Source organism: Bacteroides sp. 44_46, assembly GCF_001915465.1.
In the GTDB taxonomy this organism is placed as follows: domain Bacteria; phylum Bacteroidota; class Bacteroidia; order Bacteroidales; family Bacteroidaceae; genus Bacteroides; species Bacteroides clarus.
On the sequence record NZ_MNQO01000016.1, the window covers coordinates 83,294 to 103,613 of the forward strand.

Below are 20,320 nucleotides of genomic sequence, written 5' to 3' on the forward strand. Positions count from 1 at the left end.
CTTATTAAGCGCACAAATTTAAAGGAAATAAATGAATAAACTGTAAGAAAAGTAAGAAATTTCCTATCAAAAGAACACCCCGAGCGAAAAGCTGAGTACATTATCCCGTCTGTGGAAGCGTATTTGGTTGGCAAGAGTAATTTCCTCGCCGACGCTTTCATCGTAAACCGGCTTGTAGCTGATGCGCTTTGAAATGTTGTGCAGTCCGATGTCGTAGCGGAAGTCGAAGAATACGCGTGAAATCGTTACGGCAACGCCGGCCGTGAAGCTGACGTTCAGCGGATAAAGCTCTTCTTCGATATCCCGTTGGTCGAAATTCTCGAAAGTGACCTTGCTCTGCTTGTCCCAAATATAGCGTATTTTCGGTCCGCCGAATACGGCAAGGCTGTAAGGCCCTTCCTTGATGATGTTGTATCCGTAGATTACGGGAATCTCGAAACTATGGATGGACGAGGTGATAGAGGCCATTTCGGGCGTACTGTTTTCGGGCGCGTCTTCGGGCAGTGGCTTCTCGAAGGTGATATTGCAGCGGTTTATCGTGTACGACAGTTCCGGTTGCAGGAAGTGGCGCTTGAAGTTTATCCGCATAAAGAACGAGCCGAAATAGCCTATCTTGTAGTTGTTCTGCACTTCGTCGATGACGGTGCCGTTAAGCACCAGGTCTGATACGAGGAAAAGTGAAGAGGTGAATCCGCCCTTGATACCGAAGTTCACCCGTCGGTCGTGACGGTGGGTGTGCTGGGGGCGTTCCGGTTCATCCGTTCCGGGCACGACCGGCAGTTGACCCCACATGGTTGCGGAGAAAGCCAGCAAACAAAACCCGAAAAGTAATCCTCTTCTTCCCATAATTGTCTTTAAATTATTAATGTAACGACACGCTTGGACGTATCAGATAGTATCTATCACTTTTTCTTCTCTACCGACCAGCCGAATTTTCCGATTTTCTCTCCCAGCCCGTAATAACCGCCATGCACGTAGACCAGCAGATTGGATTCCGCCAGCTCCAGCTTTCCGGTTTCCGTATTCAGGCGGGATGTATCGGCACGGACATTCACCACATCGGCGATGAACATATCGTGTGAGCCGAGGGCGACGATTTCCTTTACCCTGCACTCGATGCACAAAGGAGACTCCTCTATGAGCGGAGCGCTGACAACGGTACTCTTGCCGGGTGTCAGCTTCATCTCCTCGAATTTGTTGTAGTTCTTGCCCGAGCGTACGCCGCACCAGTCGGTGGCGCGTGCCATATCTTTGGTTGTCAGGTTGATGACAAACTCCATGTTACGCTTGATGATGTCGTAGGAGTGACGTTCCGGACGTACGGAAATATAGCACATGGGCGGGTTTGTGCAAATGGTTCCCGTCCATGCGACAGTCAGTATGTTGTATTCTTCCGGGGTGCTTCCGCAGCTCACCAGTACGGCGGGCAGCGGATAAATCATGGTTCCCGGTTTCCAGTCTTCTTTCATCAGATTATCTCTATGTCCTCTCTTGTTTGTTCTTTCTCGCAATAGTGGCATTTGATTACGCAATTATCCTTGTCCACCACATGAAACAAGGTAGGCATCGGCTCGTTGTTGGTGATGCACTTGGGATTGGCGCATTTTACGATGCCGCGTAATTCGTCGGGCAGGTTCACTTCGCGTTTTTCCACCACTTCGTAGTCGCGGATGATGTTCAGCTTTACGTTGGGGGCAACTACGGCGATGCGGTTTATTTCCTCGTCGCAGAAGAACTTATCCGCTATTTTGATGATACCCTTTGTTCCCAGCTTCTTGCTCTTGAGGTTGAAGCCGATTGTTATGTTGTTGTTCATCTGTTTCAGTCCGAGCAGTGACACTACTGTAAACAGCTTTTCGGATGGTATATGGTCGATGACAGTGCCGTTTTCTAACGCGGCTACTTGTAATTCTTGCTTTTTCATGTCCTAAATAAAGTATGAAGTGTAAAATATTGAAGTAGAAAGCGTAAAAGAAGTATAACGTTTAGAGCGGTATACCTCATGTTCCATGCTTTATACTTTAACATCGTCCAGCGTGATGCCGAGTACATCGCAGAGGATGGCTTCGCGGGCATAAAGTCCGTTTTGCGCCTGCTGGAAATAGTACGCTTTCGGATTGTCGTCCACATCGAGGGCTATCTCGTTGACACGGGGCAGCGGATGCAGGATGCGCAGGTTGGGACGGGTGTGTTCCAGCATCTTGTTGCGCAGGATGTAGATGTTCTTTACACGTTCGTACTCCATGAGGTCGGTGAAGCGTTCACGCTGCACACGGGTCATGTAGAGGATGTCCGCGTCGGCTATTATTTCTTCCGTGAAGTCGGTGTGTTCCACGAATTTGATGTCGTGTTCGCGACAGTAAATCTTGTATTCTTCCGGCATTTTCAGTTCTTCGGGAGCGATGAAATGGAAGGTGGGGTTGAAGTGGCGCATTGCCATCAGCAGGGAGTGTACGGTGCGGCCGTATTTCAAATCGCCTACCAGGTAAATGTTCAGATTCTCCAGCGTGCCTTGCGTCTTGTAGATGGAGTAGAGGTCGAGCATCGTTTGCGAGGGGTGCTGGTTGGCTCCGTCTCCGGCATTGACGATAGGCACCGAGGTTACTTCGCTGGCATAGCGGGCAGCCCCTTCCAGATAGTGGCGCATCACGATGATGTCGGCGTAGTTGCTTACCATTTTGATGGTGTCTTTCAGCGTTTCGCCCTTGGACGAGCTGGTGGCTTTAGGGTCGCTGAAACCGATGACACGTGCGCCGAGACGGTTGGCGGCAGTTTCAAAACTTAAACGGGTACGGGTGGACGGCTCGAAAAATAGGGTGGCGACAACTTTTTCATCAAGCAGATGCCTGTTGGGCTTTGCCTCGAACTCTTTCGCCATTTCGAGCATGTAGAGGATTTTTTCCTTGCTGTGTTCGGCGATAGTGACTAAACTTCTGTTTTCCATATCGTTGATATTCATTTTACTTTTCGAGAGTGTAAAGTTGCAAAAAAAATATGGGTTATAAAAATCTCCGCGAACTTTTTTGAGTGAATAGAATTATTCTTTTTCCATAACTTTCGCCGTTTGGAGCCTGCTTGAAATTTGTTTGGCACGGACTTCACAATTAATGTTCAATTTTTATTAAATAATTTAGAGATTATGTTGAGAATCAGTATTGTTTTTAAGGTGAATATCCAGCGGAGCAATCATTCACCGGAACAGAGAAAAGAAGAGGAGACTAGCTCCGTAGTTTCCGGGAGTTTTTCCACGTTTGCCAGAGAAGAAATTGTACGTACCCGCCGGATGCACCGCCACAGCACCGCCGGCAATTATGCTACCGCTTTGCGTTCGCTTCTTAAATTTCATGGTGACAAGAATATTACCTTTTCCGATATGGGATGCGAGCTGATAGACGCTTATGGAGCCTGGCTTCAGAGAAAAGGGGTGTGCAAGGATACGCTTTCTTGCTACATGCGTTCCCTGCGTGCCATCTACAACAAGGCGGTAGAACACGGGCTTACGGAGCAGAAAGAACCCTTCAAAAATGTGTTTACGGGCATCTCCCGCACCAGGAAACGTTCGATAGAAAAAACGGACATCAATAAACTGCGTAATGTAAAGGTGAAACCGGGGTCGTTCATGCAGTTGGTGCGCGATGTTTTTCTGTTCTGCTTTTATGCCTGCGGCATGCCTTTCGTGGATGTGGCTTTCCTGAAGAAGTCGCAGATTACGGATGGTGTTCTCGCCTATCATCGTCGCAAAACCAATCAGTTCGTACAAATCAAGCTGGAGCCTTGCATGGAGGAGATTATCAATCGCTACCGGTCGGACGATCGCAGCTATGTTTTCCCTTTTCTTACTTCACAGGATGAAGATACGGCTTATCGGGAGTACAAACGAAAATTCACTTATTATAATAAGGTGCTGAAAATACTGGGGAAGCAGGCGGGAATAAACAAGGCGCTTTCCTCATATGTGGCACGCCATACATGGGCTACGCTCGCTTTCATGTCATCGGTAGACATGCCAGTCATCGCGCAAGCTTTGGGGCATACCAATATCAAGACTACACAGATTTATGTAGAAGATATTGGAAATGATAAACAGAATTGGGCTAATAAAAAACTATTGAATGAAGTATTGGAAGAGCATTCCTCTGTACAAGAGTGAGAACTCACAGAAATAGGAATAGAGCACTATAACGGCTGCAAAAGTATGTAGATAAACTAAAACAAACAAACAAAAACATCTTTTTTTTTCAACATTTGTACTACTTGATATTACTCTTTCTCCCTACTGATACTATGGTTATCCTTGGCTTTTAACTGATTATCTATTATCGCACCTCTTGTACAGAGGCGGCCTCTTGTACAGAGGTGGTATAAAAAGGCTATATCCTTATCGATAATAACGTTTCCCGGCTGTGTCGCACAGGTGGGGAGAGGAAGTTGTTTTCTTTTCTTTAAGGATATACATTAAAAAAACAAGAAGCTAATCATGACCGGCATAAACGACTTGAATAATCAAAATAAGCAGAACCCCTGGTATGCAGTCCGTACGTTCAACTGTCAGGAATTGAAAATTAGCGATTTTTTAAGAGAAAGAGGGAAAGTACATTTCATCCCGATGACCTACGCCGAAAAGGAGAGGGAAGGGAAGATGAAAAGAATGCTCGTCCCGGTAGTCCACAATCTGATTTTCTTACAGAAAGACGAAAGCCAGAAGGCAATGCTCGGCATGCTCGAGGAATGCGGCGTACCGTTCAACGTGCTCCGTAACAAAGAGACGAGACACCTTTGCGAGATACCCGACAGCCAGATGACAGAATTCCGCGTGCTGTGCGACCCCGATTTCAAGGACACCTTATATATCACCCACCAAGAGGCAGAGGCAAAACCCGGAAAAAACGTCCGTATCATCCACGGACCGTTCTCCGGTATAACAGGCAAGCTACACCGTACCCGGGGCGGCTACTACTTCATCAAGACACTTGCCGGCGTCGGGGTCATGATGCGTATTTCCCGTTGGTACTGCGAAGTGATAGAATAACGCTTCCGTACATCTTTCAGGAATAACATCCGTGTGAAGATATCGACAGAAATAACCAATCTAAAATAATAAACGACAATGAAAGAAGAGCTACTTTCCCGCATTGCGGAAAGGAAAATCACTGTGGGGGTTGTCGGCTTAGGCTATGTCGGTCTGCCCCTTGCTGTAGAAAAAGCAAAAGCCGGATTCAGAACTATCGGTTTCGATGTACAGGAAGAAAAGGTAAAACAGGTGAATGCCGGACACAACTACATCGGCGACGTGGTCGATGCAGAGCTGGCGCAATTGGTAAGCAACGGCATGCTCAGCGCCACTTCCGATTTCTCTTTCATAAAAGAAGTGGACTTCGTAGCCATTTGCGTACCCACCCCGTTGGATATACACCAGGAACCGGACATCAGCTATGTGGAGAATTCGGCGAAGTCGATAGCCGGCTATCTCACCAAAGGCACGGTAGTGGTACTGGAATCCACGACCTATCCCGGCACTACCGAAGAACTCATAAAGCCGATTCTTGAAAAAGGTTCCGGGTTGGAGTGCGGCAAAGACTTCTATCTGGGCTTTTCCCCCGAACGGGTAGACCCGGGCAACGCAGTTTACAAAACCAAGAACACCCCGAAAGTAGTAGGAGCCGTAGGCAAAGACGCCCAAGAAGTGATTGCCGCCATATACGGAGCCGTCTTGGGCGATAAGGTACATACCGTCTCCTCGCCCGCCGTGGCAGAGATGACAAAAATCCTGGAAAACACCTACCGCAACATCAACATCGGCCTGATTAACGAGCTGGCAATTCTCTGCAACCGTATGAATATCGACCTCTGGGAAGTGATAGAAGCCGCCAAGACCAAACCTTTCGGCTTCACCGCCTTCTATCCCGGACCGGGGCTGGGCGGGCATTGCATCCCCTTAGACCCCTATTACCTGACTTGGAAAGCCCGCGAATACGGCTTCCACACCTCGATGATAGAAGCTTCCATGATGATAAACGACCACATGCCCGAATACACCGTAGAACGCTGCGGCAAAATACTCAACCGCCACCGCAAAGCGCTGAACGGCTCCAAAGTATTGGTTCTCGGCGTGGCGTACAAGCAAGACATAGACGATTACCGCGAAAGTCCCGCCCTGCGCGTCATCGAAGAGCTGGAGAAAACCGGAGCATCGGTGTCCTTCTACGACCCCTACATCCCCCAATACAAACAACACGGCAAATTGCACAAAGGCGAAACCGCCCTTACTGCCGAGCTGTTGCAGCATGCCGACCTCGTAGTCGTAACCGCCGCACACACCAACATCGACTACGATTTCGTGCAGCGGCATGCACAAGCCGTCTTCGATACGAAGAATGTGATGAAAGAAGTAAAAGAAAGAAACAATATCGAAGTACTTTAAAATTTGAAACCACTGATTTTTTCCCATGAAAAAAAATATATGCGTTATCGGTGGCGGTAGGTGGGGGAAGAACCACATCCGCACATTGGCAGGACTCGGCTGCCTTGCCGCCGTGGTAGAGGCAGATGCCGGCAGGCTAAAAGAATACACGGAGCAATATCCCGGAATAAAAGGATATACGGATATAAACGAAGCCATTGCCTGCGGCTATGACGGATATACGGTTGCGCTTCCGGCGGAGCTTCACTATCCGGCAGGTAAAAAACTGTTGGAAAAAGGGCTGAACGTTATGTTGGAAAAGCCAATGACACTCACCGCCGCGCAATCCGCCGAACTGGTGGAGCTGGCACGGGATACGGGCGCACGCCTCATGGTAGGGCATGTACTGCTGTTTCATCCGGCCTACCGCAAGATAAAAGAAGTGATAGACAGCGGCAGGCTGGGCAAGCTTTTCTACCTCTATTCCCACCGGCTGAACCTGGGTACGGTACGCACGGAAGAAAGCGTATTCCCCTCGTTCGCGCCCCACGACATTTCGGTGTTGGACTACCTCACGGGCAGCCCGGCATGCAAGATAGAGGCAAAAGGAGCGAAGTTCCTCCAAGACAAGGTGTACGACAGTACGCTAACCCAACTGGAATATCCCGGCAACGTGCATGCACACATCTACGTGTCCTGGCTACATCCCTACAAGCAGCAATTGCTGGTGGTGATAGGCAGTAAAGGCATGCTCTCCTTCGATGACGCCACGAGCGAAAAGGAAATCCATTTCTATAATAAACGAATCGATTTCGAGAACGGGCTTCCCGTCAAGATAGAGGCGCCGGACGAGATTATCCCCTACGAGAAAAAGATGCCCCTGGAAGAAGAACTGAAATACTTCGTAGAACACCTCGACTCCACTATCGGGATAAACAGTGGAGAGGCAGGTTATGAAGTAGTAAAAGTACTGGAAACCGTACAACAAATCATAGAAAATAATGGACAATAAGAATGACTGTTTCGTTCACCCCAGCAGCTATGTAGATGAGGGTGCAACAGTGGGAAAAGGAACCAAAATCTGGCATTTCTCACATATCCAGAAAGGAGCGGTTATCGGAGAAAACTGCTCGCTGGGACAGAATGTGAATATAGCGAATAACGTAAAGGTAGGCAACGGCGTCCGCATTCAGAATAACGTGTCGGTGTACGAAGGCGTAGAACTGGAGGACAACGTATTTTGCGGCCCTTCTTGCGTATTCACCAACGTCGTGACTCCCCGGGCGCATTTCCCCGTACATGGCGTATATGCCAAGACCCTGATTAGAGAAGGCGCCTCGTTAGGAGCCAACTCTACCGTGGTTTGCGGACATACTGTAGGCAAAAGCGCGCTCATTGCCGCAGGTGCTGTAGTAACGAAGGATGTACTGGACTATGCGCTTATGGCGGGAGTCCCTGCCCGCCGTATCGGTTGGGTATGCGAATGCGGCGCCCGATTGGATGCTTCGCTTACATGTTCGTGCGGGCGTAGGTATGAGGAAGAAAATGGAGAATTAAAACAAACATCAGCATTATGCAATTCAGAGATTTAAAAAAACAGTATCAAGTATTGAAGTGGGACATAGACGCCGCTATGGTAGACGTAGCGGCATCGAGTGCCTTTATTATGGGCAAACCCGTAAAAGAGCTTGAAAACGAGCTGGCGGAGTATGTAGGAGTGAAATATTGCATTTCGTGCGGCAACGGCACGGACGCGCTGACCCTCGCCCTGAAAGTATGGAACATCGGTGCGGGAGATGCCGTATTCGTGCCCGATTTCACTTTTTTCTCCTCGGCAGAGGTTATCTCACTGGAAGGAGCCACTCCGGTCTTTGTAGACGTAGACCGCGATACATTCAATATGGATGCCTCGGATTTGGAACGGAAGATTGCCTGTACCGTAGAAGAAGGCAGACTGACGCCCAAAGTCATCGTTACTGTAGATTTATTCGGTCTTCCCGCCAACTATCCCGCTATCCGTAAGATAGCCGATGCCCACCGGCTTTTCATTCTCGAGGACGGTGCGCAAGGATTTGGGGGTATGATAGGCAACAAGCGTGCATGCAGTTTCGGCGACATCTCTACCACCTCCTTTTTCCCCGCCAAGCCTTTGGGCTGTTACGGCGACGGCGGAGCGGTGTTCACCGACAACGACGAATGGGCTGCGCTGGCAGATTCTTACCGGGTACACGGCAAAGGCATGTTCAAGTACGATAACGTCCGTATCGGCATGAACTCGCGCCTGGACACCCTGCAAGCCGCTATCCTGAAAATAAAATTCAAAGCCTTCCACGAATACGAGTTGCGGGACATCAACAAAGCCGCTGCCCTCTACACCGGCAAGCTGAGCGGCAAGGTAAAGACCCCTGTCGTTCCCGAAGGCTACTATTCGAGCTGGGCGCAGTACACTATCCGCTTGGATAGCAAGGAAGAACGCGACGCGCTCCAAGCCCGCCTCAAAGAGCAAGGCATCCCGTCCATGGTCTATTATCCCACCCCTATGCACGGGCAAACCGCCTATAAAACATTGAATGTTCCTGACGACTGTTGTCCCGTAGCCCGGGAACTTTGTGATACCGTGCTGTCGCTTCCCATTCATCCCTACATCACGGAAGAAGACATAGAAACCGTTTGCAGCCACATCTGACCGGCTGCACCGGACACTTGTCCCGGCAGCAAAATCACAATTCATCATTCATAAATCCTAACTCCTGTATCCCTTGCCTTTCTCCACTTTCCGCCGTCATACGGTAATCATCTTTCTCGATTTGTTCATATCCCTGTTCTCCTTCTGGCTGGCACGCTATTTCGGTGACCTGCCACGTTGGTACTGGTTGGTGCTGTCGGCCGTTATTTGGGTAGCTTTGGGCATCGTATCGCGGAAGCTGCAATTCGGTTCCTACAAAAGAATACGTTACGCGGTTTCGGGTATCTTTGCCCTGGACATTCTCTCCGGGCTGTTCCTTTACACCCTCTACCGCCATTGCGTGCCCGGCTACGAGTACGATAATTCCATTATCCTCGCTACCGGCATCATCATCGTGCTCGAATGGGGGCTGTACTATTCCGTAAGGAAATTAGTCTACCGCAAAATTCCCTATTTCTACGAAGAACCCCTGCTGGACGATGTTACGGAGGTGGGAATCAATACCGGAATGGAGCAGGCGGATTTGCTGAAGAATGCCGATGTAACCCGGCTGTTGAGCCTCACGCACGAGGCGGAAAACAGCGCGGAAGTACTTCGGCGGGTGCAGCAGGACGGCAGGGCGTTCTCGCCCGATACGGTGGTTATCGATTCGCGCAATCCGGAAACGGTGCTTGCCCATAAAGTGCGGCTGCCCCGGTTCATCATCCACCGGCGTTCGCTGAACGAGGTAAGACATATCAACACACTCCTTTCTTACAGCAACTACTGCCTGGAGAATGGAGGGCTCGTAGCCTGCCATTGCACCACTTCGGGCATACGCCGGGAGAAAATCATGCGGCAGAATCCGGTCATTATCAACCGTATCCTCTTTTTTATGGACTACTGTTGGCATAGGGTCATTCCGAAGCTCCCGTTTACGAAAGAGTTTTACTACTGGGTAACGAAAGGTAAGACACGTGCCCTTACCCGTGTCGAGGTCTTGGGGCGATTGTACCGTGCCGGCTTCGACGTGCTGCACGAGGAAATCGTACACGGAGAATTCTACGTTATCGCCGCGAAGGTAAAGGAACCTATCCGCGATGACCGTCCCTCCAACGGGGTGCTTATCCGCCTCAAGCGGGTAGGCAAGAACGGAAAATTCATCGGCGTGTACAAGTTCAGGACGATGCATGCCTATTCGGAGTATTTGCAGCCTTACATCTACAAGCAGGAGGGATTGTGCAGCGGCGGAAAGATAGCCGACGATTACCGGGTGAACGCCATAGGCCGTTTTCTCCGGAAAACATGGCTGGACGAGCTGCCCATGCTGCTCAACTGGGCAAAGGGAGATTTGAAGCTGGTAGGCGTCCGCCCGCTCAGCAACCATTACTTCAGCCTTTATTCCGAAGAGCTCCGGGAACTGCGCATCAAGGCGAAACCGGGTCTTGTACCGCCCTTCTACGCCGATATGCCCGTCACCCTGGCCGAAATACAGGAAAGCGAACGCAGATACCTGGAACTCTATTTCAAAAGCCCTTTCCTCACCGACTGGCGCTACTTCTGGAAAGCATTCCGCAATATCGTGTTTCGGGGAAAGAGAAGCAAATAAGGTTGGATGAAGTTCACCATAAATCACACCTCTCCGTACTCCTCCTTCGCATCGAAGCACGGGCAACTCTTGCGGACGGAGCGGCTCAGTTGGTAATGACCTAAGATGAGGGCGGTGGGGTAGTCGGTTTTCAGTTGCCGCAGGAGGTCGAGCAGGGAACATTTCTGGGCATACGTGCGCGTGTCGGCGGGACATCCCCGTTCGTTAAGACCGCCTTCGTAGCAGATACCGATGCTCTTGTCGTTCCAACCCGTGGCATGGGCGCCGATTTGGTGTACGGGGCGGCAGATGTGTACTTCGCCGTCGCGGGTGATGTAGAAGTGATAGCCGATGCTGGCAAATCCGCGTTGCAGATGACAGCGGCGCAGGGCATCCACCGGGAAATCACGGTCGTAACGTGTTGCGCTGCAATGAACTACCAGGAGGCGTACCTCCCGATAGTTCTGATAGAAACTTCCGGCTCTCATCAGGTCAGCTCATGCAAGACGTGATACCGAAAACACCTGCTAAGGCAGTGGCTACTGTGATGATTACTTTGAGGACGACGCCCCATACCGATTTTGATTTTGTGCTCATGTTGTTTGGTTTTAATGTAAAAAATAAGTAATTGATAATGAAAATAAAACGATGATAAAGTAATGATAAAACAATGGTGAAACAATTAGGGAAAGCGATAAAAACGATAGAGTGAAGCAAAGGCGGCAAAGCAGTAAGGCAACAGCTTTTTACCGCCCCGCCGCCTTAAGGGAGCGTTATCCTAACGGATTTTCTTCCTCTCCGTCATTACCGCCGGGCTTGTTTCCACCGCCGGACTCACTGCCGTCCACATTGTATTTGTAAGCCTCTTTCAGTTGACCTTCCAAATTAATCTGGGCGTTGCTCAATTCGCCCGTGGCGCGTGCACGGAGTTTCAGACCTTTCACATTGTCCGCCAGCGTAAAGGCGGCAGCCGAGGCAGCACCCTTTTTGCTCACGATGCCTACGGAGAAAATGGCGAGGTCGTCCAGCTTTACGTTTTTGCCGTCCAGGATAAGCTCTTTGGTGCAGGAAATCATGTCGGTCAGCACCCCCTTAATCAGCCCCTCCGAATAGGGCGTGTTATGGTTAGCCATATGCTTGGCGAGCCTTTCGGTATCGAAAGTGTCCTCAATCAGCGGACGTGCATACCACAGTCCTTTCAACGGGCTTTTTTCGCCGGTCATTTGATACTTTTTGTAACGAATCATAATCTTTTGTTTTTTTTAGTTCACAATTAAAAAATCCTATATCCTTGTTGCAACAATACGAAGATACGACATAGCATAAGGGCATTTATCACTTTTCGTCCGTTACGGTTCGTTACAGTACGTTATATACGGATATAACGGCTGTGGTGTGGAGATATTTCCGTATCTTTGGCTTATATAAAAACAAAGAATTCAAAGGATATGGAAACTTTCAAAATACGTACATACGGGCGCACGGAGCTCGCCCAGCTCTACTGTCCGGGACTTTGCCCGCAAGCCGCCTTCCGCAAGCTGAACCAGTGGATAGATTTCCACCCCACACTGCGGGGCAGCCTCCATGCACTGGTAACCTCGGACAAAACGCGGACATACACGCCGGCGCAAGTACGGCTCATAGTCGAGGCGCTGGGCGAACCATAAAAAACTCCTCCTCCCCAAAAGCAGGCAGTATAGGGAACGGAATCGCCTGTACAAGACAACGGAACGGGAGGGAAGCCGGGAATTTGGCAACAGAGATTAAGGTACGACAGTATAGACCTTTAGCATCGTAACATAGACCTTTAGCCACACAGTATAGCTCTTTAGTCACACAGTATAGCTCTTTAGCGCCGCAGTACAGCCCTTTAGTTTCTCGACAGCTCCACCACGCGATAACCCCGCTTTCCGTTCAGCCTTGTCAGTTCGAAGCCCGCCTGCTTCATCACAAGCCCTATCTTTACGGGGCTGAGGTAGTGCTTCACGGCAGAGTTTATGCGACTCAGAATATCGGTGGTAGATACGAACGTACCTTTTTCGCTCGGCAAGGGGTGGCGGTAATAAGCCTGTATCAGTTCGCGCTCCATGCTGGGCACTTCGAAATTGCGGTTGTGCAGGTTTACGAGCTTTATCTCCTTGTCCTCGAACCAATAGCGCATGCCGCCTTTCCAAAGCGCATACGTCTGCGAGTACACCCCCTCGTAATCCACGGGATGCGTATAAGGATTGTCTATGCTGCTGATTTCGAACGGCAGCCAGCGGCGGTTGCCCGTAAGGTCTGTCAGGAACTGCACGTTGTTGGTGGTTCCGCACAGGCTGGCAATGTGGGCGCGGTGCTCCTTATAATGCGCGTAAGCCATTCGCTCGTTCACCACCTTCTGGGTAGTCATCGCCTTAATCTGGTTCAGCTCCGACGCCCCCAGCTCGTCTATTTCCTCCATGCAAATAAAGACGAATTCCGCCAGCGAAAACATATCGTCTTTGGTAATGCGGTTATTGTTGGACTTGATGTAAAAATAACGTTGCAGCGCAGGCGGCAACAGCTTGTTGAGCTAGGTAGTCTTGTAGCTGCCCTGAGGCCCAATCAGTACGAAAATCTCGTGGTTCACCGTTTCCCGGTCGAAAAGGGAGGCAATGGAGGCTACGAGCCATTTCTTGAAGTAACCTTCGAATACGGACTGCTCGCTCTTTACGTGCACCGTAGCGGCAAGCCGTCCGATATGGTCGGTCACCCCGTCCCAGGGTTTCAGCCCTTCGAAGTAGTCGGTAAAAGGATTGAACAAAACAGTATATTCCGAGTTCAGTATGGCACGGATATCATTGATACGCACGGTCTTTCCCTGCTTGCTCATACGGCTCCATAGGGTGTTGACGAAACGGTCGTCTATCTCCGTATATTCCCCTTCGGCGCCGTCCGCTCCGGCAGCAGCCGTCTCGCATTTCCCGGTAGCCTCATTGTACCGGAAACGGGCTTGCGTGTCGAGGAAATGTTCGATGTCTTCCACGCTGGCAAATCCGTCGTTGCCGCCGGCATTCGGTTCCCGTCCGTGCAACGGACGGGAACCGTGCTCCTCGGTGCGCTGGTAACACGACCGAAAGACGGCGGTTACATCCCCGTCGTAGTCGGCAAAGCGTTTCACCGCCCACTGGGTAGCGCTGGTTTGCGCCACTCCGTAAGCGTTGAGCAGATACCCCATACGCATGATATATTGGTTGCGCTGGTGTGCCTCGTAAACGATGCCCTGTCCTGCCAGCTCGCCGGCTACCGCAGCAACCGCTTTCTCCAGCCGCCTGTTGCGGACAGAGGGTTTGGCGGGCTGCTCTTTCTTGTCGCCTTTCAGTTCGACGGGCATGGCAACGGCATCAGGATTGAAATAGACATCAGGGTCGTGCGCCAGTCCGCTGAGCCTCGTGATATTCTTACATTTCAGGTCGCATTCGCAACCCAGCAGGCCGGCATAATAGCGGTTGCCCTGCTCGAAGATTTTGGAATAGATTTTCCGGTTCTTCTCCGGAGTGGCCGTCAGGCAGTCCGTACGGTAGATAATGCGAAGCCCCGTACCGCTGATAGTGGTGTAGGACAGCGGCGTATGCTTGTCGGCGCGGACACGTCCGATAAGTTCCGGCAGGCGGTCGGCGTCGATATGGTCGATGTCTGCCAGCGCCAGCGAAGTCCAGCCCGTGATGTTCTCTGCCTGCTTGCCGTCTCCGAAGCACACGGCAACGGCAAAACACGGGCAGGCGGCTTTCTCCCATGCAGCGGCAGCCCTTTGCCCGTTATGGCTGTAATAGCGGTGTTTCTCGGTGCGGTCGCGCACCAGTGCATCGTTGCGGATAAGGTTTACGATTTCCTGTAACGTGCTGTCCTGCGGATGTGTATCCGAGTAACCTTTGAAAAGGCTGATTGAAGTTTCTTTCATTATTGTCGTTATTAGGGTTTTACGGAGTGAAGTTCCGAATAAAGCGCCGGATACGGAAAATGGAGGTTCCCGCATGTGGGAACCGGACAGATGATATATTAACATTATTAACTTTTAAAAACATTTATAGATGACTCAAAATCTAAATCCGGAATTCGTCCACTTGGAGCTCGGTGACTACCTAGAACTGTTCCAGAACACGATTCCTGTAGGTGGCAAACGCCTGAGCGACAAAGAGATTTGCCGTAAAATCTCGATGAGTCCCCAGACCTATGGCAAGGTAAAAAGGGCGAAAGTTTAAAACTGAGCCAGTATTACAGCGTGTTCCGCATCTACCGGGAAGAGCTGAAAAATCACCCCGCAGAACTGTGTAACGTATTGACAGAGTTGGACTTACGGCTCGGGGCGGACTATATGCGACTGCATGTTCCCCGCCCGTAGTTGACAGGTTGCCAGCCATATTTCCAACTTTTACAGGGGTATGTGTTTTAAAATTGATAAATGTAATCGTTACATTTATCAATAAATTCTCGCGCGCGTAACGAAAAGTTATAAAAAAGGTGGCAACCTGTCATATCCGCCTCCGGATTATGCAATAAAAAGAAATATCCGCTATCGTTTTTCTCCGCGACTAAGTCCTGGAAATGCTTAAGAAAGAGCGCAATAACCTACGCGGCATTTACCTTTACTGCTGCGGCAAGTGCAGGATGGCCCTGGAACGCTCCGCCTACCTAATACACGAGATTTTCCATTATAACGGCAACATCTCGGTTTTCTGTCTGATGGATGGCAAGCGTTTCGTGATGATTGAGGAATCGGACTTTATCGTGAGCCGTATCCGGAACAGCCACAGCTGCGAGGAGAGGACAGACGAATACGTGAGGTATGATGTAGGCCGTACGGTTGCGGAAGCCGATATCGAAAGGTGGAAGGGGAGGATTGAGAACAGAGAAACCAAAGTCGAATTAATGGGTAAACTGACCAAAGAACAGTTTTCTGCTTTAAAAGATTGCTTGAAAGAGTCGAAGATGACAAAGAGGCGCTTTAAGAAAATGCTATAAATTTTGAACGTGTAATAAATAAAAAGGAGATAGGTTCATTTAACTCCTTAACCATATCCTTATATATTTTTCAATGCCCGAATCATTGAAGCAAAAAGCCATATCAGGAATGATATGGAATGCGGTAGAACGCTTTGGCTCGTCATTTTTCTTATTTGTTTCCAACCTTGTATTAGCCCGTTTACTGTCTCCGGATGATTTCGGATGTATCGGTATGCTGTTGGTCTTTATCAGCATATCCGACGCTATCGTCGACGGTGGCTTCGGAAGTGCGTTGATTCAAAAGAAAAATCCAACTGCAACAGATTACTCGACAGTGTTTTATTGGAATCTGGGTTTATCATTTGTGTTGTATGCAACGTTGTTTTTAACATCTCCTTTGATAGCTGACTTTTATGAGATTCCTTTGCTGAGCGATATATTGAAGATACAAGGTATTATTCTCGTAATAAATGCTTTAATGCAGGTACAGCAGAATGTATTGAGAAAGAAACTGGCATTCGGACGAATCGCTAAAATTAATTTGAGTTCCGTTATCTTCGGTACTTCGGTAGGAATTTTATTCGCTTATTGGGGGGCAGGAGTATGGAGCTTAGTTGCAAAATTACTTGTTACAGGAATAGTACAGTGTTTGGCATATTGGAGATATAACCGTTGGAGACCGTTGTGGGTATTTGACTGGCAGTCTATTACCGGCTTACTGAATTTCGGTAGTTTCATGTTTTTCAATTCGATATTGAATCGCCTTTATTATAATGTACTTTCATTGATTATCGGGAAGTGTTTCTCACCTATGGAATTGGGGTATTATACTCAAGCCGGAAAGTTGCAGGATGTACCGCGGAACTGTATTTCTTCGGCTGTTATAAATGTGACTTTCCCTATCTTTTCGGGTATCCAAGATGACATAGCAAGACTAAAAAATGCTTTTTCAAAATGTATCAGGTCGATAGCATTCGTTTATTTTCCAATGGCGATGATTCTGATTATAGTAGCACGACCATTGATTACCGTTTTGTTTACGAGTAAGTGGCTTCCGATGATTCCCTATTTTCAGCTTCTTACTGTCGCCGGTTTACTGACAACTCTGTTCGAAACTCATACGAATGTCATCAAATCTTTAGGAAAAAGTAAGGGAGTCTTTATTTTAGAATTTGTACTTAGGACGATAGGGCTGATTATTATTGTTATCAGCATTAAGTTTGACATGATTGGCCTACTTATAGGATATACGTTGTCTCAGTTCTTGTTTTATATCGGAGCTTCCATGTATGTGGGAAAACTGATTCACTATGATTTTAGAGCCCAATTCGGAGACCTTTTCCTTACATTATTCATTGCGGTATTACCAGCAATTTTTGTTTATTTGGCATCTTCCTTTTTCATTGTTGCACCTGTTTGGCAGGTTATTATCCAGGCCTTTGCTTATATTGCCATGTACGTTCTTTTTTCTAAACTGTTTAAAATTAAAGAGTTTGACTTTTACTGTTCGAAGTTAAAGACATTGATTATAAAAAAAATGTAACCCCATTTATTTATATGATACCTAAAATTATTCACTACTGTTGGCTTAGTAATGACCCTTACCCGGATAAAATAAGGAAGTGCCTGGAAAGCTGGCACCGATACTTACCGGATTATAAATTTATTCTATGGAATAGGGATAGCTTTGATATTGACTCTGTAACTTGGACTAAACAAGCCTTTGAAAGAAAAAAATATGCCTTTGCAGCAGATTATATTCGAATATGGGCATTAAAGAATTACGGAGGTATATATTTGGATTTAGATGTGGAGGTTCTAAAAAAGTTCGATGATTTATTGGAACTGCCATATTTTATAGGTATAGAAAGATACGAGTTAACCAATACAGTGGAGGCTGCGGTATTGGGGACTGAAAAAAATCATCCTCTTTTTTCTATGTTGTTGAGATATTATGAACAACGGTCTTTTATATCGAATAATGGAGAAATGGATACTACGCCCTTACCGGTCATAATAATGAAATGTTTTAAAGAATATAACTATCAGGTAAAAAGAATCAAGGATATAACGCAATTTGATTTTTCAGATAAAGTTGTGTCGGTATTTCCGCATTATTATTTTTCTCCGAAGGATAATAGAACCAATAAGATTCGGATTACCCCCCAAACGTATTCAATTCATCATTTTGAAGGGAGTTGGACTGCAAAAGAGAAAAAAACTTTTCCGTATTTACTAAAGCGGATTGTTGGTGATAGCATCTATTACTCACTTCTTGCAGAGCCGTATTTTAGGATAAAAGACTTTCTGAGGAAAACGATAGGGACAGATAAATTAAGATAAAATTGTATGAATAATACGGTTCTAAAGCATGTAATAAGTATTGCCTATGTACTCATTTATATCGGGGCGAACCCTAACATCTTTGCGGGGAATGCCATTGTTCTGCTATTTTTCTTTTTTTATGGGCTTACTGTTGCGATTGAAAGCAAACAAAGGTTCGATGCTATCATATTAATTCCTATTTTGGTATTTGCTTTGATAAATTTTATATCAGTACTGAAATGGGGAGGTCTGTCCGTGGAGTTCTTAAGTAATTATGTAGGATATAATATCCGATTCCTAACAGCTTATTTCTTTTTAAAATATGTCATCGCCAATTTCTTTTCTTTTTATGATAAGACCGTATACATTCTTGCTTTAATAAGCGTTCCGTTTTGGTTGGTACAGTTATTTGATTTTTCCTTTTTCCATGATTATCTGAACTTTATAAATTTAACGGTCGATGATGATTCAAGGGAACGTTGGAGTTTCCTGGTTTATACAGCATATCCCTCGTGGGTGACAGATGGTTTATTGAGGAACAGTGGATTTACTTCCGAACCCTCATTCTTCGGCTTTATACTATCTTTTTGGATATGTTTACGCCTAACGAGGAATAATATAAAAATAGATAGGAAAATGTGGATAGTAATGATTATCGGACTGTCAACACTTTCAACGACCTATTTGATTAGTCTGATTATGATATTTGCATTCGTTGCATTCAATCAGAAAAAGGTGTCTTATAAGGTTTTAAGTATATTAGGAGTAGGAATTTTCTTGCTTTCCTTCTATGCATCATCATTCGGAATGAAGAAAATAAATCTAATTGTGGATGATGTAAAAACAAAAGAGATTTCCGATTATGATTTTCTCGTTGAAGGGCAAAATGTTAGCCGAATACCTAATTTTTTAGTTACTAAAAGTAATGTTTACAAATGGCCTTGGGGATATGGTCTGAATGATAATGGTTTATTGAAAACAAGTAGTGGAGTTGTAATAAAGGGGTCAGGTTCGTTACTGAATAATTGTATTCATTGGGGAGTCTCTTTTTTAATCTTTTTTCCTATACTTATCTGGCGATTTTGGAGAACTTTAAAACATGACTTGTCTTTGTTTAGCCGCATATTATTACTCATGATGACCTGTGCTTGGTCATTTTCGAGTATAGAGTTTAAAGACCCACTGTTTTTTGTGATTATATGTATCGGATTGATGCAATACGTGCCGGTTTCTATTCCGATTATCATTAGTGAAAAGATAGGAACAATCCATTTACGGTATAAAAGTTATAATTGGAGTGGATTTTGTAATATGTTGAAGTTGTTTTTTTATAACAATCGGATTACTTAAATGAAACATTATAACAGTATAGACCTCTTGAAGTTTTTCATGAGCTTTTTCGTTGTGGCAATACATACTGATTATGACCATACCTTTTTTACAGGGTTTATTTGCCCATTGGTAGTACCCATGTTTTTTGTTCTTTCAGGCTTTCTGTTACAGAAAAAAATGAGTGTGTATATTTCTTGTGGTAATAGCAATTGTGTGGATTGGACAATTAATATGTATATAGTCAAATTGCTAAAACTGTATTTCTTATGGACGGTATTATATTTACCATTGACTTTTTATGGCTCATGCATAATTGAGGGTAATAGTTTAGTAAGAGCATTTGCAATCTTTTGTAGAAATGTCATATTTGTCGGCGAGAACTATATGAGTTGGCCTTTATGGTATTTGTTGGCTTTGGTTTGGGCTTCGTTTATTGTAAAAATATTAATAAAGTGGAAATTTACAATAGAATGGATATTGACTTGCGGACTTTGTTTTACAATAATTGGTTGGGGGATAAATAATATTTTGCAAGTAGAACATATGGATGGTATATGTGGAAATTTTATATATGTGTATGAAAAGATTTTTTCTACTACGAGAAACGGCTTATTTGTTGGTTTTGGATTTGTTGCTGTTGGGCTTTTTTTGAGTAAGTGGCAAGATTTTTTTTTGAAACATTTTGCATGGGCTTTTTTTATGACATTAGTATCTGCAATTGTCTATTTGTATGGCTTGCCTTTCTCTAAACATTTACTTTGTTTTTGCACTTTACTTATAGTAATTTCGATAAAGCTACCTGATAGGAATTCTTTTCCATGGTATAGGAAAATGAGTACTTTAATTTATTTTTCCCATATGTTTTTCGTGGCAATTTTAATACACTTTTTTCCGGAAATTCATACAGGTTTGCCGCAGTTTGTATTAGCGGCTATTTCGGCTTTTGTTTTTAGTTACATTGTGATACGGTTAATGGAAATACCCAGCTTCTTTTTTCTGAAAAAACTTCTCGGATAGTCGAATAATTGATATGCCTACTTTAAAA

At 46.4% G+C, this 20,320-nt stretch carries 23 protein-coding genes; 14 read left to right on the plus strand and 9 right to left on the minus strand.

All coding sequences use genetic code 11. From position 1 onward, the window contains the following. Positions 1-66 precede the first annotated feature (66 nt). The 4 genes from BHV73_RS08450 to pyrB all read right to left on the minus strand — a co-directional run bounded on the left by BHV73_RS08450 (position 67) and on the right by pyrB (position 2,944). Positions 67-846 carry a porin family protein gene (locus BHV73_RS08450; protein WP_009121015.1) on the minus strand — a complete coding sequence of 260 codons (780 nt, stop codon included), beginning with the start codon at positions 844-846 and terminating at the stop codon, positions 67-69. Between the two features lie 56 nt (positions 847-902). After that, on the minus strand, positions 903-1,469 hold the full coding sequence (locus BHV73_RS08455; protein WP_009121014.1) for a flavin reductase family protein: 567 nt from the start codon (positions 1,467-1,469) through the stop codon (positions 903-905). Continuing rightward, positions 1,469-1,924, minus strand: coding sequence for an aspartate carbamoyltransferase regulatory subunit (gene pyrI, locus BHV73_RS08460; RefSeq protein ID WP_009121013.1), 456 nt, complete (start codon positions 1,922-1,924; stop codon positions 1,469-1,471). Before pyrI ends, BHV73_RS08455 begins: the two co-directional genes overlap by 1 nt. A gap of 90 nt (positions 1,925-2,014) precedes the next feature. Beyond that, positions 2,015-2,944: an aspartate carbamoyltransferase gene (gene pyrB, locus BHV73_RS08465; RefSeq protein WP_022218837.1), complete on the minus strand. Its 930-nt coding sequence runs from the start codon at positions 2,942-2,944 to the stop codon at positions 2,015-2,017. 195 nt (positions 2,945-3,139) lie between these two features. On the opposite strand from pyrB, the gene BHV73_RS08470 reads away from it, so the two are divergent. The 7 genes from BHV73_RS08470 (at position 3,140) to BHV73_RS08500 (ending at position 10,674) form a co-directional block, all read left to right on the plus strand. Continuing rightward, on the plus strand, positions 3,140-4,150 hold the full coding sequence (locus BHV73_RS08470; RefSeq protein ID WP_087411901.1) for a tyrosine-type recombinase/integrase: 1,011 nt from the start codon (positions 3,140-3,142) through the stop codon (positions 4,148-4,150). Between the two features lie 327 nt (positions 4,151-4,477). Beyond that, positions 4,478-5,029, plus strand: coding sequence for a UpxY family transcription antiterminator (locus BHV73_RS08475; RefSeq protein ID WP_087411902.1), 552 nt, complete (start codon positions 4,478-4,480; stop codon positions 5,027-5,029). Positions 5,030-5,107: 78 nt separating this feature from the next. Next, positions 5,108-6,421 (plus strand): nucleotide sugar dehydrogenase, encoded by a 1,314-nt coding sequence (locus BHV73_RS08480; RefSeq protein ID WP_087411903.1) that lies wholly within the window; start codon positions 5,108-5,110, stop codon positions 6,419-6,421. 25 nt (positions 6,422-6,446) lie between these two features. Beyond that, entirely contained in the window at positions 6,447-7,412 is a 966-nt protein-coding gene (locus BHV73_RS08485; protein ID WP_087411904.1) for a Gfo/Idh/MocA family protein, read from the plus strand. Then, complete coding sequence (locus BHV73_RS08490) at positions 7,402-7,992, plus strand: acyltransferase (RefSeq protein ID WP_087411905.1); 591 nt, start codon at positions 7,402-7,404, stop codon at positions 7,990-7,992. The genes BHV73_RS08485 and BHV73_RS08490 overlap by 11 nt, the downstream gene beginning before the upstream one ends. Then, on the plus strand, positions 7,974-9,086 hold the full coding sequence (locus BHV73_RS08495) for a DegT/DnrJ/EryC1/StrS family aminotransferase (RefSeq protein ID WP_118468295.1): 1,113 nt from the start codon (positions 7,974-7,976) through the stop codon (positions 9,084-9,086). The genes BHV73_RS08490 and BHV73_RS08495 overlap by 19 nt, the downstream gene beginning before the upstream one ends. A 73-nt stretch (positions 9,087-9,159) precedes the next feature. Continuing rightward, the gene (locus BHV73_RS08500) at positions 9,160-10,674 is read left to right on the plus strand and encodes a sugar transferase (protein WP_087411907.1); all 1,515 of its coding nucleotides are present in this window, start codon (positions 9,160-9,162) and stop codon (positions 10,672-10,674) included. A 23-nt stretch (positions 10,675-10,697) separates the two neighbouring features. On the opposite strand, the gene BHV73_RS08505 is transcribed toward BHV73_RS08500, so the two are convergent. The 3 genes from BHV73_RS08505 to BHV73_RS08515 all read right to left on the minus strand — a co-directional run bounded on the left by BHV73_RS08505 (position 10,698) and on the right by BHV73_RS08515 (position 11,900). Beyond that, a complete protein-coding gene (locus tag BHV73_RS08505; RefSeq protein ID WP_018666769.1) occupies positions 10,698-11,141 on the minus strand; it encodes an N-acetylmuramoyl-L-alanine amidase in 444 nt (147 codons plus the stop codon). 4 nt (positions 11,142-11,145) lie between these two features. Further along, entirely contained in the window at positions 11,146-11,250 is a 105-nt protein-coding gene (locus BHV73_RS08510) for a smalltalk protein (protein ID WP_022218846.1), read from the minus strand. 176 nt (positions 11,251-11,426) lie between these two features. Continuing rightward, positions 11,427-11,900: an HU family DNA-binding protein gene (locus BHV73_RS08515; RefSeq protein ID WP_087411908.1), complete on the minus strand. Its 474-nt coding sequence runs from the start codon at positions 11,898-11,900 to the stop codon at positions 11,427-11,429. Between the two features lie 201 nt (positions 11,901-12,101). On the opposite strand from BHV73_RS08515, the gene BHV73_RS08520 reads away from it, so the two are divergent. After that, positions 12,102-12,320 (plus strand): DUF4248 domain-containing protein, encoded by a 219-nt coding sequence (locus BHV73_RS08520; protein ID WP_022218848.1) that lies wholly within the window; start codon positions 12,102-12,104, stop codon positions 12,318-12,320. A gap of 203 nt (positions 12,321-12,523) precedes the next feature. On the opposite strand, the gene BHV73_RS08525 is transcribed toward BHV73_RS08520, so the two are convergent. Both BHV73_RS08525 and BHV73_RS08530 read right to left on the minus strand, forming a co-directional pair. After that, complete coding sequence (locus BHV73_RS08525; protein WP_229116265.1) at positions 12,524-13,195, minus strand: VapE domain-containing protein; 672 nt, start codon at positions 13,193-13,195, stop codon at positions 12,524-12,526. Positions 13,196-13,207: 12 nt separating this feature from the next. Further along, positions 13,208-14,575 (minus strand): BT4734/BF3469 family protein, encoded by a 1,368-nt coding sequence (locus tag BHV73_RS08530; RefSeq protein WP_229116266.1) that lies wholly within the window; start codon positions 14,573-14,575, stop codon positions 13,208-13,210. Positions 14,576-14,705: 130 nt separating this feature from the next. Between BHV73_RS08530 and BHV73_RS08535 the strand changes: the two genes are divergently transcribed. The 6 genes from BHV73_RS08535 to BHV73_RS08560 all read left to right on the plus strand — a co-directional run bounded on the left by BHV73_RS08535 (position 14,706) and on the right by BHV73_RS08560 (position 20,292). Further along, on the plus strand, positions 14,706-14,876 hold the full coding sequence (locus BHV73_RS08535) for a hypothetical protein (protein ID WP_164470616.1): 171 nt from the start codon (positions 14,706-14,708) through the stop codon (positions 14,874-14,876). Positions 14,877-15,282: 406 nt separating this feature from the next. Further along, the gene (locus BHV73_RS08540; RefSeq protein WP_143269458.1) at positions 15,283-15,636 is read left to right on the plus strand and encodes a hypothetical protein; all 354 of its coding nucleotides are present in this window, start codon (positions 15,283-15,285) and stop codon (positions 15,634-15,636) included. A 73-nt stretch (positions 15,637-15,709) separates the two neighbouring features. Continuing rightward, positions 15,710-17,161 carry a lipopolysaccharide biosynthesis protein gene (locus BHV73_RS08545; protein WP_087411910.1) on the plus strand — a complete coding sequence of 484 codons (1,452 nt, stop codon included), beginning with the start codon at positions 15,710-15,712 and terminating at the stop codon, positions 17,159-17,161. A gap of 14 nt (positions 17,162-17,175) precedes the next feature. Continuing rightward, positions 17,176-17,961, plus strand: a complete 786-nt coding sequence (locus BHV73_RS08550; RefSeq protein ID WP_087411911.1) for a glycosyltransferase family 32 protein — start codon at positions 17,176-17,178, stop codon at positions 17,959-17,961. A 6-nt stretch (positions 17,962-17,967) separates the two neighbouring features. Beyond that, entirely contained in the window at positions 17,968-19,293 is a 1,326-nt protein-coding gene (locus BHV73_RS08555) for a hypothetical protein (protein WP_087411912.1), read from the plus strand. Then, entirely contained in the window at positions 19,294-20,292 is a 999-nt protein-coding gene (locus BHV73_RS08560; RefSeq protein ID WP_087411913.1) for an acyltransferase family protein, read from the plus strand. It begins immediately after the preceding gene. The last annotated feature ends 28 nt before the right edge of the window (positions 20,293-20,320 follow it).

Bases quoted from the DNA above. Each gene is read 5' to 3' on its own strand.
- BHV73_RS08450 (WP_009121015.1), bottom strand. From the start codon at position 846: ATGGGAAGAAGAGGATTACTTTTCGGGTTTTGTTTGCTGGCTTTCTCC.
- BHV73_RS08455 (WP_009121014.1), bottom strand. From the start codon at position 1,469: ATGAAAGAAGACTGGAAACCGGGAACCATGATTTATCCGCTGCCCGCC.
- pyrI (WP_009121013.1), bottom strand. From the start codon at position 1,924: ATGAAAAAGCAAGAATTACAAGTAGCCGCGTTAGAAAACGGCACTGTC.
- pyrB (WP_022218837.1), bottom strand. From the start codon at position 2,944: ATGGAAAACAGAAGTTTAGTCACTATCGCCGAACACAGCAAGGAAAAA.
- BHV73_RS08470 (WP_087411901.1), top strand. From the start codon at position 3,140: ATGTTGAGAATCAGTATTGTTTTTAAGGTGAATATCCAGCGGAGCAAT.
- BHV73_RS08475 (WP_087411902.1), top strand. From the start codon at position 4,478: ATGACCGGCATAAACGACTTGAATAATCAAAATAAGCAGAACCCCTGG.
- BHV73_RS08480 (WP_087411903.1), top strand. From the start codon at position 5,108: ATGAAAGAAGAGCTACTTTCCCGCATTGCGGAAAGGAAAATCACTGTG.
- BHV73_RS08485 (WP_087411904.1), top strand. From the start codon at position 6,447: ATGAAAAAAAATATATGCGTTATCGGTGGCGGTAGGTGGGGGAAGAAC.
- BHV73_RS08490 (WP_087411905.1), top strand. From the start codon at position 7,402: ATGGACAATAAGAATGACTGTTTCGTTCACCCCAGCAGCTATGTAGAT.
- BHV73_RS08495 (WP_118468295.1), top strand. From the start codon at position 7,974: ATGCAATTCAGAGATTTAAAAAAACAGTATCAAGTATTGAAGTGGGAC.
- BHV73_RS08505 (WP_018666769.1), bottom strand. From the start codon at position 11,141: ATGAGAGCCGGAAGTTTCTATCAGAACTATCGGGAGGTACGCCTCCTG.
- BHV73_RS08510 (WP_022218846.1), bottom strand. From the start codon at position 11,250: ATGAGCACAAAATCAAAATCGGTATGGGGCGTCGTCCTCAAAGTAATC.
- BHV73_RS08515 (WP_087411908.1), bottom strand. From the start codon at position 11,900: ATGATTCGTTACAAAAAGTATCAAATGACCGGCGAAAAAAGCCCGTTG.
- BHV73_RS08520 (WP_022218848.1), top strand. From the start codon at position 12,102: ATGGAAACTTTCAAAATACGTACATACGGGCGCACGGAGCTCGCCCAG.
- BHV73_RS08530 (WP_229116266.1), bottom strand. From the start codon at position 14,575: ATGAAAGAAACTTCAATCAGCCTTTTCAAAGGTTACTCGGATACACAT.
- BHV73_RS08535 (WP_164470616.1), top strand. From the start codon at position 14,706: ATGACTCAAAATCTAAATCCGGAATTCGTCCACTTGGAGCTCGGTGAC.
- BHV73_RS08540 (WP_143269458.1), top strand. From the start codon at position 15,283: ATGGCCCTGGAACGCTCCGCCTACCTAATACACGAGATTTTCCATTAT.
- BHV73_RS08545 (WP_087411910.1), top strand. From the start codon at position 15,710: ATGCCCGAATCATTGAAGCAAAAAGCCATATCAGGAATGATATGGAAT.
- BHV73_RS08550 (WP_087411911.1), top strand. From the start codon at position 17,176: ATGATACCTAAAATTATTCACTACTGTTGGCTTAGTAATGACCCTTAC.
- BHV73_RS08555 (WP_087411912.1), top strand. From the start codon at position 17,968: ATGAATAATACGGTTCTAAAGCATGTAATAAGTATTGCCTATGTACTC.
- BHV73_RS08560 (WP_087411913.1), top strand. From the start codon at position 19,294: ATGAAACATTATAACAGTATAGACCTCTTGAAGTTTTTCATGAGCTTT.